Genomic DNA, 13,880 nt, shown 5'->3' with positions numbered 1-13,880 from the left:
CTTCAGCGAAGGCCGGCGACCCTTTCCCAGCCCTTCTTGCCTGCAACCCAGTTCTGCCAGTCGGAGACCGAGCCGTAGAAGACGTTGAGGTCGATCTTGCCATTCACGCCCTGCGATAGGCCGGAGCCGGAATACTGCCAGAAGACCCATTTGCGATCCGGATAGACCTTGGACGGATGCGCCGCGACGGAGCGCAGCCAGAAGGGATAATCCCGGAAGTGGCCGCGCAGATTGTCCTTGTAGAAGTCGGGCGCCGTGTAGATGACCGGGCGCTTGCCGTAGTGTTGCTCGAGCCGATCCATGAAGACCTGCATCTTTTCGCGTGCCTTTTCCGGAGACAGCTTGAAGCGGCAGCTGGACTCGCCGTTGTATTCGACATCGATCACCGGCGGCAGGGCGTCGGGATCACGCGGCACGTTTCGGATGAACCAGTCTGCCTGCTGCGAGGCAACGCGGCACCAGTAGAAGAAATGATAGGCGCCGCGCTTCACGCCGGCTTCCTTGGCCCGCTTCCAGTTGGTGTGGAACATGGGATCGAGGTGATCGCCGCCATCGGTCGCCTTGATATAGGCGAAGTTGGCGCCCTGCTTGCGCAGTGTCGTCCAGTCGATGTTGCCCTGCCAGCGCGAGACGTCGACGCCGTGAACGGCATGATGCTTCGGCTTCACCTTGCCGAAGTTGATCGGCTTGGCATCCCGGAAGCGCTGGTCGTAAACCCGGTGGCGACCAGCCGAGCGCCCGGCAGGTTGTTCTGGAGCAGCAAGTGGCGAGGTCGGCGGGACCAGCATGGCGACCGGTCGCTGGTCCGGTACCGGCATTCCGGCCGTCATCGTTGCCGACTCGAAATGTGACTGGCTCGGCGTATCTCCCGCCCATGCCAAGGGCTCCGGAGCCCCACCCCCGCTCAAGGGTGCCGCGGCGATCGAGCCTGTCTGTTCATCGACGGCGACTGCCGGTGTCGGGGCTGCTGCCGTCTGGGTCGGCTGCGGCTTTGGGTTCGAGGAGGAGAGCCTGAGGGCTTCAATCGGGTTTGTGCGCGCACTGCAGCCGGTGATTACAAGGCAGCCGACGAGGAGCGAGGAGAGGACCTGGGAACGCATGGCACACGGACTCGAACTGTAAGCCGGGCGCAAACGAAGGCGGACGCCCGAAGCTTCTGGGAATTGCTAACAAAGCTTTACCGGGAAAAGGTGAATCCAATCTTTACGGGATGCGACTGCAGCGCGGCTTGTGAAACCGTTCACGCATATGTGCGCCGGCGCCAAAAATCCCGGGCCCGAAGCAAGACGTATCTGTTCAGGAGCAATCGTCGGAGAGACTTCAAGGAGGCAAGCATGCTGCCGAGACGATCCTTTCTTCTCACATCCCTCTTTGCCGTAACAGGTGGAATATCCCTGATGGCAGAGGAGGACCCGTGGGCGGCTCTCCGGTCCGCTCAGGCCTTCGTGCTGCTTCGCCACGCCATTGCCCCGGGAACGGGTGACCCACCGGGGATGCGGATCGGTGACTGCAGCACGCAAAGAAACCTGTCGGAGGAAGGGCGAGCGCAGGCGTCACGGATCGGCGCTCTCTTCCGCGACAATGGCATCCGGGAGGCATCGGTGCATTCGAGCCAATGGTGCCGCTGCCTCGACACCGCCGAGCTGCTGGAGCTCGGACCGGTAACGGAGCAACCAATGCTCAATTCCTTCTTCGGAAACACGGAAGACGGACGCGGCCAGACCGAGGCTCTAAGGCAATGGCTCAGCACCCGCGGATTAGGAATGCCGCTCGTGCTCGTGACGCATCAGGTCAACGTGACCGGGCTCACCTCCATCGTCCCTCGCAGCGGGGAACTGGTCTTTGCCAAACTGGATGAGGCCGGTGCGGTCGCCGTGATCGGCCGGCAGTCCGCCGAGGCATGACGGGGAAAAGGGTGCGGCGAGAAAGAGATCGCCCGTGATGAAAGGCTTTGAACAAGCTTAGGTGCGGCGGCAATCCTGACATGCCTCGGCGGACGCGCCGGCAGGGTCCGGCTGGCCTATAATTCTTCAGAAAAATTAGATCTTGGAGTCTAAAATCTGCATTGATCGCAGATGATCGCGTTCTCCTGCCTCTCCGTTCTGCCGCAAGGCATTCAAGCTCTGTGGTCACATCCGCTTCCCATCCGACACTTGCGCCTGACGCGCCGCACAATAGGATGGGGGACAGTTGAAAGCGCAGAGGGCATTTGATGGACGAGCCGCACGACACCAGCCAACTTGAAATGGTGGTGCTGATGACACCCGACATGGCCAACTTCTCCGGCAAGGTGCACGGGGGCGCGCTGCTCAATCTGCTCGATCGCGTGGCCTATTCCTGTGCGTCGCGCTATTCGCAGCAATATGCAGTGACCCTGTCGGTCGATCAGGTGGTGTTCCGCCAGCCGATCCATGTCGGCGAACTCGTCACCTTCCGCGCCTCGATCAACCATGCAGGCCGGACCTCGATGGAGGTCGGCATCCGCGTCGAGGCGGAGACGATCCGCACGGGCGAGCGGCGGCATACCAATTCCTGCTACTTCACCATGGTCGCCGTGGATGCCGAGGGCAGACCGACAGCCGTCCCTCCCTATGTGCCGCAGAACGAGATCCGCAAGCGCCGCCAACGCGCGGCCGAAACCCGCCGGGCGCTGCGTCTGGAATTCGAGGCCCGCTTCAAGGAGGCGAGCCAGACTGCCGAGGAAGCGCTCGCCGCGACCTGAGGCTCGCCCAACTGCCTTGACTTTGATCGAGCCATGGCCAAGTCCGGGGTCACGATCATTTTCGGTGGAGGCGGATACCATGAACAAGCTCTTCGATCTGACAGGGCGCCGGGCGCTGATAACGGGATCCTCGCAGGGCATCGGGCTTGCACTCGCCGCCGGCCTGCAGCAGGCGGGTGCCGAGGTCGTGCTCAACGGGCGCAGTGTCGAGAAGCTTGAAAGCGCGGCCCGCTCGCTGGGGGCCGGCGCGCGCATGCTTGCCTTCGATGTGACGGATCATGGAGCGGTCAAGGAGGCGGTCGACCGGTTCGAGGCCGAGATCGGGCCGATCGATATCCTCATCAACAATGCCGGCATGCAGCATCGCGCACCGCTCGAGGACTTTCCGGCGGAGGCCTTCGAGCGGCTGATGGCGGCCAATGTGTCCAGTGTCTTCAATGTGGGTCAGGCCGTTGCCCGACACATGATCGGCCGTGGACGCGGCAAGATCATCAACATCGCGAGCGTCCAGACAGCGCTCGCCCGCCCCACGATTGCGCCCTACACGGCGACCAAGGGGGCTGTCGGGAACCTGACCAAGGGTATGGCGACGGACTGGGCGCGGCACGGGCTGCAATGCAATGCGATCGCGCCAGGCTATTTCGAAACGCCCCTCAACGCCGCCCTCGTCGCCGATCCCAAATTTACCGCGTGGCTCTCCAAACGGACACCGGCCGGACGCTGGGGCAAGGTCGAGGAACTGGTCGGCGCCTCGATCTTCCTCGCCTCCGACGCTTCGTCCTTCGTCAACGGGCATATCCTTTATGTCGACGGCGGGATCACCGCGTCGCTATGATGTCGTAAGGGAGCCGGGGCACGTCAGATCCGGGAAAAAGCCGCTAACACCGTGCGCTCGGACTGCAGGAGATAGGCTTCGAGTGCGGCGGCGGCGGCTTTTGGTTCGCCGGCTTCGAGCTTTTCGAGGATTGCAGCATTCATTTCGACATAGGGGGCGTGGAGGAGTTCGGGTTCCTTGAGGAGGCCGAAGCTCAGGCGCAGTTCGGCGGCGATCTGGGCGTAGAAGCCGTTCAGCCGCTGACTGTCGGCGAGATCGACGATTGCCGCATGAAACTTCATGTTTTCGCTACCAACGGCCGTCCAGTCGTTTCGATCGCGGGCGGCACGGGCCGCGTCGACTGCCGATCGCATGCGCTCGACTGCCGGATGCTTGGGATAGGCATTGGCCAGTGCCTGACCTTCAACGACGCGGCGGACACGGTAGATATCGATGATCGAGGCCATGCTGGGTGTGGCGACGAAGACGCCGCGGTTCGGCTCGTGCTGCAGCAATCCTTCCTTGGTCAGCAGCCTGAAGGCCTCCCGCAGAGAGTTGCGCGAGACTTCGAAATCGGCGCTCAGCGCTGCTTCCGAAAGCCTCTGGCCCGGCCTCAACTCGCCGCTGATCAATCTGTCGCGAATGGCCTCCGCCAGGCGTGGCGCCAGGGCTGCTGTCGTTTCTGTTTCTGCCATCAACTTCCCCAAGCGACCGGTTCGTCCCGTCGCGTCGTCTAGCCCGAAGAGCGCCCGCAAATCATGCGACAGGTCTCTGCTGCCTTATGGTCCAGTTCAGAAATCGCAGCAAGGCGCCGGCCAATGGTGGCCAAAAATTGTTCCTGCAGATGTCGACACTGCTTATCCGAGCATCAATTCGCTCAACATTGCGGCACTTAAGTAGAACGATCAAATAAAATCGTTGAACAATATTGACAGAATTGTGAAACCGGGAGAGGCTGGCCCTGCAGGTGAACAACAAGCCCCGCGCAAAGCCGGGGATCGGTCAACCGAGAGGGAAACATGGAACAGACATCGACAACGGCCCCAGCGGCCGCATCCGGCGGCATGTCCGCCAAGACGCGCCGCGGCGCATTGCTTGCCGCAATCTTCCTCATGGCGACATCCGCCATTGGCCCCGGCTTCATTACCCAGACCGCGACCTTCACCACGAAGCTCGGCTCGGCCTTCGCCTTTGCCATCCTCGCTTCGATCCTGATCGACTTCGTCGTTCAGCTGAACATCTGGCGGATCGTGACGCTGACCAAGATGCGCGCGTCCGACATCGCAAACGCTGCCATCCCCGGCACCGGATATGTGCTGGCGATCCTGGTGATCGTCGGCGGCCTGTTCTTCAATATCGGCAATATCGGTGGTGCAGGTCTCGGTCTCAATGCGCTCCTCGGTCTCGACCCCAAGCTCGGCGGCTCGATCAGCGCGCTGATTGCAATCGGTATCTTCCTGTCGCATCGCGCGGGCGTCGCCATCGACCGGCTGATCATCGTCGCCGGTCTCGCGATGATCGTTCTCACGGTCTATGTGGCCCTCGTCTCGCAGCCGCCCGTGGGTGACGCGCTCTACCAGACCTTCCTGCCTTCCACGATCGACTTTGCCACGATCACCACGATCGTCGGCGGCACGGTCGGCGGCTACATTACCTATTCCGGCGCACACCGCCTGCTCGACAAGGGCACGGTCGGCATCGAAAACCTCGGCGCCGTCAACCGCGCGGCCCTGTCCGGCATCGCTGTCACCGGCGTCATGCGCTACGTGCTCTTCCTCGCGATCCTCGGCGTTGTCGCAAGCGGCGTGGTCATCGATGTCTCGGGCAAGGGTGCCAATCCGGCTGCACAGGCCTTCCAGGCGGCTGCCGGTGATCTCGGCCTGCGCATCTTCGGCGCGGTGCTGTTCTTCGCCGCGATCACTTCGGTCATCGGTGCGGCCTACACCTCGGTTTCCTTCATCACCGTCTTCAAGAAGGACATCAGCGAGCGCGCCCGCAACATCGCGACCGTCATCTTCATCGCGGTCTCACTGTTCTTCTACGTGATCATCACGACACCGCCGGCGCAGATGCTGGTCTTTGTCGGCGGTCTGAACGGTCTCATCCTGCCGATCGGTCTGACGATCTTCATCTATGCCGCTTGGGCGCGCTCGGACCTGATGGGTGGCTATCGCTATCCGCGCTGGCTGCTGATCCTCGGGGCGCTGACTTGCGCGCTCACCTGGTACATGGGCTACAAATCGATCGGGCCGATCTTCGCGCTGGTGACCGCTGCCTAACAATCGATACAGGGAGGAAGACATGACAGCCATCGATCTCAACAGCGATCTCGGCGAAAGCTATGGCGCCTGGGCCATGGGCGATGACGAGGCGATGCTTTCCATCGTCTCCAGCGCCAATGTCGCCTGCGGTTTCCATGCCGGCGATCCGGTCGGCATTCTGAAGACGGTGAAGGCTGCCTCAGAGCGCGGTGTTTCGATCGGGGCACATGTCTCCTACCCGGATCGCGTCGGCTTCGGCCGGCGCGACATGGATGTCACCTCGGCTGAACTGACGGCCGATGTGATCTACCAGATCGGTGCTTTGAAGGGTGTTGCCGCCGCCGCGGGCGTCACCGTCGGCTATGTGAAGCCGCATGGCGCGCTCTACAACCGCATCGCCCATGATCCCAAGCAGGGCCAGGCCGTGATCGACGGGATCAAGGCGATCGATCCCGATCTGGTGATGATGGGCCTTGCGGGTTCTCCGATCCTCGATCTCGCCCGTGCCTCGGGTTTGAAGGTGGTGGCTGAAGCTTTTGCCGATCGCGCCTACACGCCCTCCGGCGCGCTCGTGTCCCGCCGCGAGGCCGGTGCCGTGCTGCATGACACGGCGCTGATCGCCCGGCGTATGCTGCAGCTGGCCCATGAGGGCACGATCGAAGCGATCGATGGGTCGACCATCAAGATCGAGGCACACTCCATCTGCGTGCATGGCGACAGCCCCGGAGCAGTCGCGATTGCACGCGAGATCAGACAGGCATTCAAGAAGGATGGCATTACAGTGCAATCCTTCCTCAATCGCTGAGACCGCGGGAGGAGAAACGCCGATGATCGATCCTGACACATTGCGCCATGTCGACACGTCTGCCGCGCAGGCCGCGCGCCAACGCTACCGCCAAGGGGCAGTCGAGCCGACCTCAGGGGTTGCCCAGGGCTTTACCCAGGCCAACATGATCGTCCTGCCGCGCGACTGGGCTTTCGACTTCCTGCTCTATGCGCAGCGCAATCCAAAGGCCTGTCCCGTGCTCGACGTGTCGGATCCGGGCTCGCATGCGACTGTGCTGGCGAAGGGCGCCGATCTGCGGCGTGACGTGCCGCTCTACCGGATCTGGCGAGATGGAGAGCTTACCGAAGAGGTGACGGACGCAAGTGCCGCCTGGGCGGAGCATCCCGATCTCGTCAGCTTCCTGATCGGCTGCAGCTTTACCTTCGAAACGCCGATGATGGAGGCGGGCATCGATATCCGGCACATTACGGACAAGTCGAATGTGCCGATGTATCTGACCAACCGTGCCTGCCGTCCGGCTGGCCGGCTGCATGGCAATCTCGTTGTCTCGATGCGGCCGATTGCAGCCTCCCGGGTCGCGGATGCAGCGATGATCTCAGGCCGGTTTCCGGCCGTGCACGGCGCTCCCGTTCATGTGGGGGCACCCGAAGAGCTCGGGATAACCGATCTGGGCAAGCCGGAATTCGGCGATGCGGTCAGGATCGAGCCCGGCGAGGTGCCGGTGTTCTGGGCTTGCGGTGTGACGCCCCAGGCGGCCGTGATGGCGTCTAAAGTCCCATTTGCCATCACCCATGCGCCCGGGCACATGTTCATTACCGACATCCCCGATTCCGCCTACCACGCCTGAGGCCATGATGCGTTTTCTCCCCGTCAGCCTGACTGTCCTGATTGTCGAACTGAAGGATCTCGACGAGACACTCGCGCTCTTTGCTTCGCTGGAAGCTGATCCGGTCGACGGGATCGTCGATATCGTTCCGGCGGCACGCACGCTGATGATCCGGTTCAAGCCGGAGATGCTGACGGCCGGGGCGATAGCGGCCGAGATCCAAAAGCGTGACCTGACGGCAAAGGTCCCGCCGTCGGACATGCTGGTCGAGATCCCCGTGACCTATGACGGCGAAGATCTGCAGGATGTGGCCGAACTGACGGGCCTTTCCGTTGCAGAGGTCATCGAGCGGCACACGGCGAGCGAATTCACGGTTGCCTTTTGCGGTTTCGCACCCGGCTTCGGCTATCTCGTCGGCGGCGATCCGGCGCTGCAGGTGCCAAGGCGGCAAAGCCCGCGCACGAGGATCCCGGCTGGCTCCGTGGCACTGGCGGGCACTTTCTCCGGCGTTTATCCGCAGGCAAGCCCGGGTGGCTGGCAGATCATCGGCACCACGCCGCTGAAGATGTGGGATCTGACGCGACAGCCGCCTGCCCTTTTTCAGCCTGGTTATCGGGTTCGCTTTTTCGATCTGGCCAAGCGTCCGCAGGGCACGCCGGTCGTTGCGAATACGCTCAATCGGCGTGACGACGATATCGTGGAGCCGACATCGGCGACGACGATCACGGTGACCGCAGCCCCCATGCCGGCTCTGGTGCAAGACCTTGGCCGCTTCGGCCAGGCCGGCCAGGGTGTTTCGTCCTCGGGAGCGCTCGATCAGGGTGCATTCCGCGCTGCCAACCGGGTGGTCGGCAATCCGGTCGAGGCAGCCTGTCTCGAGATTACGCTGGGCGGCTTTTCGTTCACCGTCTCCGGCCCGGCCGTCATGGCGTTGACCGGGGCTCCCTGCCCGATCTCTGTTCGGGACGGTTCTGGCCGGGTGATGACGGCAGAGAGATACCAGCCGATCTCGCTGGAAGCGGGAGACACCGTAACGCTCGGCTTTGCGGCGCGCGGCGCGCGCAGCTACCTCGCCTTTCGTGGCGGCCTCGATGTTGCCCCGGTGTTGGGCAGCGCCTCGACGGATACGCTGGCGATCGTAGGCCCGGAGCCCGTTGGCGCGGGCGCAATGCTTGCGATCAAGACCGGGGGTCGTGAATTGTCGCCGGTATCCCTCACCGAGACGCCAGCCTTTGCGTGCCCGGCAGCGGGCGAGATCGTCACGCTCGACGTCGTGATGGGTCCGCGCAGCGACTGGTTCACGACATCAGGTCTCGAGACACTGGCGACCCAGGTCTTCGACGTGACGCCGCAGTCGAACCGCGTCGGCATCCGTCTTTCAGGAGCTTTGCCGCTCGAGCGCAAGGACAGGGCCGAGCTTCCGAGCGAAGGCACGGCGACGGGGGCGATCCAGGTGCCGCATAGTGGCCAGCCCGTGCTCTTCCTAGCCGATCACCCGCTGACTGGCGGCTACCCCGTCATCGGCACGGTCGCCGACTACCATCTCGATCTTGCCGGGCAGATCCCGGTGAATGCCAAAATCCGCTTCCGGCCCATTACGCAGTTCGCCGAGATCGTGCCCGGCGGGGCATGACCAGCGACGCCGCTTGTGGCTGCCGACAGAGACAGTGAGGAGACCCCGATGAAGAAAGTGCTGATCGCCAATCGCGGCGAGATCGCCGTGCGTATCATTCGCGCCTGCCGTGATTACGGGCTGCAGTCCGTCGCCGTCTATGCCGATCCGGATATGGAGGCGCTGTTCGTCAGCCTGGCGGACGAGGCCTACGGGCTCGGTGGCAGCCGTCCGGCGGAGACCTATCTCGATATCGAGAAGCTGATCGACATTGCCCGGCGCTCTGGTGCGGATGCGGTGCATCCCGGCTATGGCTTCCTCTCCGAACGGGCGGAGTTTGCGCGTGCTGTACAACAGGCGGGGTTGACCTGGATCGGCCCGGACCCGCACGTCATCGAGGCCTTGGGCGACAAGGTCGAAGCACGGCGGATCGCGCTCTCGGTTGGCGCGCCCCTCGTGGCGGGCAGCGATGGCCCGGTCGAGACGGCGGATGAGGTCATTGCCTTTGCTAAGACACACGGACTGCCCGTTGCGATCAAGGCCGCCCATGGCGGCGGCGGACGCGGACTGAAGGTTGCCTGGAAGATGGAGGAGGTTGCCGAACTCTATCATTCCGCCGTGCGTGAAGGCGAGGCTGCCTTCGGGCGCGGCGAATGCTTCCTCGAGCGTTTCCTCGATCGTCCGCGCCACATCGAGGCGCAGGTTCTTGCCGACAAACACGGCAATGTGCTGGTGCTCGGCACGCGCGATTGTTCGTTGCAGCGGCGCAATCAGAAGCTCGTCGAAGAGGCGCCTGCGCCGTTCCTGAGCGATAAGCAGCGTGAGGAGATTCATGAGGCGGCGCGCAAGATCTGCGCGGCAGCGGGCTACTCCGGCGCCGGCACGGTCGAATTCCTGCTCGGCGTGGATGGCACGAGCTCGTTCCTGGAAGTAAATACACGCCTGCAGGTCGAGCATCCCGTGACCGAGGAAACGACCGGGATCGATCTCGTGGTCGAACAATTCCGGATTGCCGAAGGCAAGGCGCTCGAGGTGCTGGAGACCCCTGCCCCGCGCGGTCACTCGATCGAATTCCGCATCAATGCCGAAGATCCCGGACGCGGTTTCCTGCCAACGCCGGGATCCATCACGCGGTTCGATCCGCCGTCGGGCCCGGGTGTGCGGCTCGACACCGGTGTGGTGAGCGGCTCCACGGTACCCGGCACCTTCGATTCCCTCATGGCCAAACTCATCGTGACGGGCGCAACGCGCGAACAGGCGCTGGCCCGCGCCCGGCGCGCTCTGGCGGAATTCAAGATCGAGGGTGTGGCGACCGTTCTTCCCTTCCATCGCGCGGCCATGGAAAGCCCTGACTTTGTCGGCAAGGACGGTTTCCGCGTCCATACGCGCTGGATCGAGACGGATTTTGCAGAGCCGCTCGCCAGCGCCAACCGGCCGGAGCAGCTTGCGGATGAAACCGTGATCCGCACCCATGTGGAGATCAATGGGAAACGTCATGCACTGGCCATCCCGGCGATGCTGCTCGCTGGTTTCGGGACCGGAGCGGCCTCTGCCGGTGTCATCCAGGAGACGTCCAAGTCGGCACAGGATTCGTCCAGCGTCCCCGCTCCGATCGCGGGCACGCTTCAGGCTTTCAAGATCGAGGATGGGGCCGAGGTTCAGGCCGGCGACCTGATCGCCGTCATGGAAGCCATGAAGATGGAAACGCAGGTGGTGGCCGCTCGGGCGGGCCGCGTCCGGCTCAAGGCCGAGGCCGGCGCCTATCTGCAGGCGGGAGAAGAAATCGCACGTTTCGAGACCTAAAAGCAGGTATTGCCGCCGCTAGCGACTTATCTCAACGCAATGACCGAAAAAAATGGTCCGCCGAAGCGGACCATTCATTGAAATCGGAACGGGGTCAGGCCTTGTCGATGACCTTCTTCACGCCTTCCTTTGCCTCACCCTTGGCCTGCTGGCCATGGCCCTTGGCTTCCTGAGCGGCGCCCTTGGCTTCCATGCTGTGGTTATCGGTGGCGTCGCCGACGGCCTGCTTTGCCTTGCCGGCCAGTTCGTTCGCCTTGCCGGAAATCTTGTCCGATGTGGAACCCATGATCGTTCTCCTTGTTGGCGGTAACGCACAGCTTTAAATTCGCTATCCGGTCAGACGCCGGGGAAGTCCGTTTCGGGCTGCTTCACGATCCGCTTGTTTCAACAATGCTTCAGAGGGGAAAACGTTCCGGTTGATCCAGCTTGCTGAGCCTGATCAGGCGGCGCCGTTGCACGTATGCGCGGCTTATCTCTGACGATGTCAGCGTCTCAAAACGCGAAAAAGTCGGTGACGCATTTCAGCGCCACCGGCTGGTCAATCTGTTGGCAAGACAGAGGGCTCAGCGCTTGTAAGCGCCGAGACCGGGGCGGTAGGTCTTGTCGTCGAGGAACTGTTTCAGCCCCTCCGCGCGCCCGTTGCTCTTGTCCAGGAACAGCATCTGCTCAAGCTTGGCGTAGATGTAGTCGTCGGCCTGCTCCCAGGGCATGTTGCGGACACGCTTGAATGTGTCCTTTGCCGCCTTCAGCACAACCGGGTTCTTTTCCAGCAGCGTGGCACAGAGCGCACGGACGCGGGTTTCGAGATCGGCCAGGGGTACGGATTCGTTGACGAGGCCCATTTCCCGCGCCTTCTGGCCGCCGAAGGTCTCGCCCGTCATGATGTAATAGAGCGAATCCCGGTGGTTCATCACCTCAGCCACGGCGCGGGTGACATTGCCGCCGGGCAGGATGCCCCAGTTGATCTCAGAAAGACCGAAGGTTGCCTCGTCGGCAGCGATGGCGAGGTCGCAGGACACGAGCGGCGTGAAGGCGCCGCCGAAGCACCAGCCGTTGACCATGGCAATGGTGGGCTTTTCGAAATACATCAGGCGGTTCCACCACCCACCGGACTGACGGCGGCTTTTCAGAACCGCAGCACGGCCCTTGCCGTCGTTCTCACGGAAATACTCCTTGAGGTCCATGCCGGCCGACCAGGACTGGCCAGCGCCGCGCAGCACCAGCACGCCACAGCGATCGTCGGCCTCCAGCTCGTCCAGCACTTCCAGCATCCGGATGTTCAGCTTCGGGTTCATCGCATTGCGCTTTTCCGGACGGTTCAGCGTCACGAAGGCGATGCCGTTGTCGAATTCGACCAGAACCGGATCTGGCGTGGTGTTCGTTTCAGTCATGCTTGGCTCCTTGAGGCAATGGTTTGGGCATCGCTGCCGGCTTTGTCGGGTTCACAGCTCGGCGTGGGTCTGGCGCAGAATATGTTTCTGAGCCTTTCCGGATGCCGTGCGGGGGATCTGTTCGAGAAAGACGATACGGGTCGGCCGCTTGTATGAGGCGAGCCGTTCGGCACAATGGGCGAGGATTTCGTCCGCCGAGGGCGCTTCGACATGGGCCACAATGAAGGCCACGCCGCATTCGCCCCATTTGGGATCCGGCAGACCGAGCACGGCCACGTCTCTCACCTTCGGATGCGCTCCGATGACCGCTTCGATCTCGGCGGGGAAGACGTTCTCGCCGCCGGTGATGTACATGTCCTTCAGCCGATCCGGCACGTGGATCACACCACCTTCCGCGCGGCGCCCGAGATCACCGGTCCGATACCAGTCACCGACGAAGGCGCGGGCTGTTTCGCCCGGCTTGTTCCAGTAACCGGGGGTGACCGAGGGACCCTTGAGCCAGATCTCACCGACCTCGCCATCCGCGACATCCTGGCCATCCTCTCCGACAAGGCGGACCGCGAGAAGCGGCGCAGGGAAGCCGACACTGCCCGGGTGGCGGGCAACGGCATCACGGTCCAGTGGCATGTGGATCGCCGTTCCGGCCTCGCTCATGCCGTAACCGTTGACCAGCGGAATGCCATCTTCGAGGAAGGCTTCGATCAGCGCCGGGGAAAGCGGGGCGCCACCGATGAAGATCGCCTGAAGCGCCTTGAGCGCGGACGGATCCCAGGCCGGTGCATTGCGCAGGGCAGAGGCCATCTGAGGTACTGCGAAATAGTGTGTGACGCCGAGTTCGGGATCGCCAAGGGTCGCAAGCGTCCGGTCGGGCAGGAACCTGTCCGAAATCACCAGCCTACCGCCCATGGTGAGCGTCGTCCGGCCGATCGCGACCAGTCCGATGGTGTGGAAGAAGGGGAGATCACACAGCGTCACGGAGCGGCTCGTCACTTCGCCGACAAGCGCAAAGTTCACGGCCGAGGCGAAGGCGTTGCGGCGGGTGATGACGACGCCCTTGGGGCTGCCGGTGGTGCCTGATGTGTAGAGCATGATGCAGGGTGCATCCGCTTCGGTCGGCACAGGCTCTGCGCGCTTTGCACTCCTCAGCATGTCGCCCCATCCGCCATCTCCTTCCACGCTTATGGTGCGCGGCAGCGGCTGATGGACATCGCCGAGAACGGGTGCGAATTCGGCATCATGCAACAGCACAGCCGGCTCGCAATCCGCGATGATCTGGCCAAGTTCGGAGGCTCCGAGGCGCCAGTTCAGGGGCACGAACACGTGGCCGGCCCGCTGGCAGGCGAGACAGACGACGATCTGGTCTATCGAGTTTCGCCCCAGATAGGCGATGCGTTGCGATGGCGCTACGTGTCCGACAAGCTCCGCAATGAGGGCAGCCCCGCGACCAACGGCGTCATCAAGGGATGCATAGGTCTCGCTGCGTCCAGTTGTCACTTCGAAGGCGGCCTGGCGCTCGGGGCTGACCGTGGCGCGATAGATCAACGGGTCGTCCGTCTCCAATCCGACGGCTCGCATTTCCGTTGCTGCCGCTAGAAATTCAGGCTGCATGTTCATCCTCCCATCGCCACCCAGAAGGGCCTCCTCGGCGAATTGTATGTTGTGCA

General features: G+C 63.0%; 13 protein-coding genes. 8 read left to right on the top strand and 5 right to left on the bottom strand.

Going from position 1 to position 13,880, the window contains the following annotated elements:
- Positions 1-2: 2 nt before the first annotated feature.
- A complete protein-coding gene (locus M1E12_RS00405; protein ID WP_479563350.1) occupies positions 3-1,100 on the bottom strand; it encodes a glycoside hydrolase family 25 protein in 1,098 nt (365 codons plus the stop codon).
- Between the two features lie 297 nt (positions 1,101-1,397).
- Here M1E12_RS00405 and M1E12_RS00400 point away from each other — a divergent pair, with 297 nt between their 5' ends.
- The 3 genes from M1E12_RS00400 to M1E12_RS00390 all read left to right on the top strand — a co-directional run bounded on the left by M1E12_RS00400 (position 1,398) and on the right by M1E12_RS00390 (position 3,557).
- Positions 1,398-1,904: a histidine phosphatase family protein gene (locus M1E12_RS00400; protein WP_479563349.1), complete on the top strand. Its 507-nt coding sequence runs from the start codon at positions 1,398-1,400 to the stop codon at positions 1,902-1,904.
- Between the two features lie 308 nt (positions 1,905-2,212).
- Entirely contained in the window at positions 2,213-2,722 is a 510-nt protein-coding gene (locus M1E12_RS00395; protein ID WP_310240375.1) for an acyl-CoA thioesterase, read from the top strand.
- 79 nt (positions 2,723-2,801) lie between these two features.
- Entirely contained in the window at positions 2,802-3,557 is a 756-nt protein-coding gene (locus M1E12_RS00390) for an SDR family oxidoreductase (protein ID WP_479563348.1), read from the top strand.
- Between the two features lie 23 nt (positions 3,558-3,580).
- On the opposite strand, the gene M1E12_RS00385 is transcribed toward M1E12_RS00390, so the two are convergent.
- Entirely contained in the window at positions 3,581-4,231 is a 651-nt protein-coding gene (locus M1E12_RS00385) for a GntR family transcriptional regulator (RefSeq protein ID WP_113459939.1), read from the bottom strand.
- Between the two features lie 324 nt (positions 4,232-4,555).
- Between M1E12_RS00385 and M1E12_RS00380 the strand changes: the two genes are divergently transcribed.
- The 5 genes from M1E12_RS00380 to M1E12_RS00360 are packed head-to-tail and all read left to right on the top strand — an operon-like array spanning position 4,556 to position 10,825.
- Complete coding sequence (locus M1E12_RS00380; protein WP_479563347.1) at positions 4,556-5,815, top strand: NRAMP family divalent metal transporter; 1,260 nt, start codon at positions 4,556-4,558, stop codon at positions 5,813-5,815.
- 22 nt (positions 5,816-5,837) lie between these two features.
- Positions 5,838-6,602, top strand: a complete 765-nt coding sequence (locus M1E12_RS00375) for a LamB/YcsF family protein (RefSeq protein ID WP_479563346.1) — start codon at positions 5,838-5,840, stop codon at positions 6,600-6,602.
- A 22-nt stretch (positions 6,603-6,624) separates the two neighbouring features.
- On the top strand, positions 6,625-7,431 hold the full coding sequence (locus M1E12_RS00370) for a putative hydro-lyase (RefSeq protein ID WP_479563345.1): 807 nt from the start codon (positions 6,625-6,627) through the stop codon (positions 7,429-7,431).
- Positions 7,432-7,438: 7 nt separating this feature from the next.
- Positions 7,439-9,043 carry a 5-oxoprolinase subunit B/C family protein gene (locus tag M1E12_RS00365; RefSeq protein ID WP_479564785.1) on the top strand — a complete coding sequence of 535 codons (1,605 nt, stop codon included), beginning with the start codon at positions 7,439-7,441 and terminating at the stop codon, positions 9,041-9,043.
- A gap of 48 nt (positions 9,044-9,091) precedes the next feature.
- On the top strand, positions 9,092-10,825 hold the full coding sequence (locus M1E12_RS00360; RefSeq protein ID WP_479563344.1) for an acetyl/propionyl/methylcrotonyl-CoA carboxylase subunit alpha: 1,734 nt from the start codon (positions 9,092-9,094) through the stop codon (positions 10,823-10,825).
- A gap of 94 nt (positions 10,826-10,919) precedes the next feature.
- Here M1E12_RS00360 and M1E12_RS00355 read toward each other — a convergent pair whose 3' ends face one another.
- The 3 genes from M1E12_RS00355 to M1E12_RS00345 form a co-directional block, all read right to left on the bottom strand.
- Positions 10,920-11,111, bottom strand: a complete 192-nt coding sequence (locus M1E12_RS00355; RefSeq protein WP_479563343.1) for a CsbD family protein — start codon at positions 11,109-11,111, stop codon at positions 10,920-10,922.
- A 277-nt stretch (positions 11,112-11,388) separates the two neighbouring features.
- Positions 11,389-12,216 carry a p-hydroxycinnamoyl CoA hydratase/lyase gene (locus tag M1E12_RS00350; RefSeq protein WP_310240351.1) on the bottom strand — a complete coding sequence of 276 codons (828 nt, stop codon included), beginning with the start codon at positions 12,214-12,216 and terminating at the stop codon, positions 11,389-11,391.
- A 51-nt stretch (positions 12,217-12,267) separates the two neighbouring features.
- A complete protein-coding gene (locus M1E12_RS00345) occupies positions 12,268-13,824 on the bottom strand; it encodes an AMP-binding protein (RefSeq protein WP_479563342.1) in 1,557 nt (518 codons plus the stop codon).
- Positions 13,825-13,880: the final 56 nt, after the last annotated feature.

The organism is Rhizobium sp. K33 (assembly GCF_056501445.1).
The sequence above is the reverse complement of the archived record's forward strand: the minus strand, read 5'-3'. Positions and strand labels throughout refer to the sequence as shown.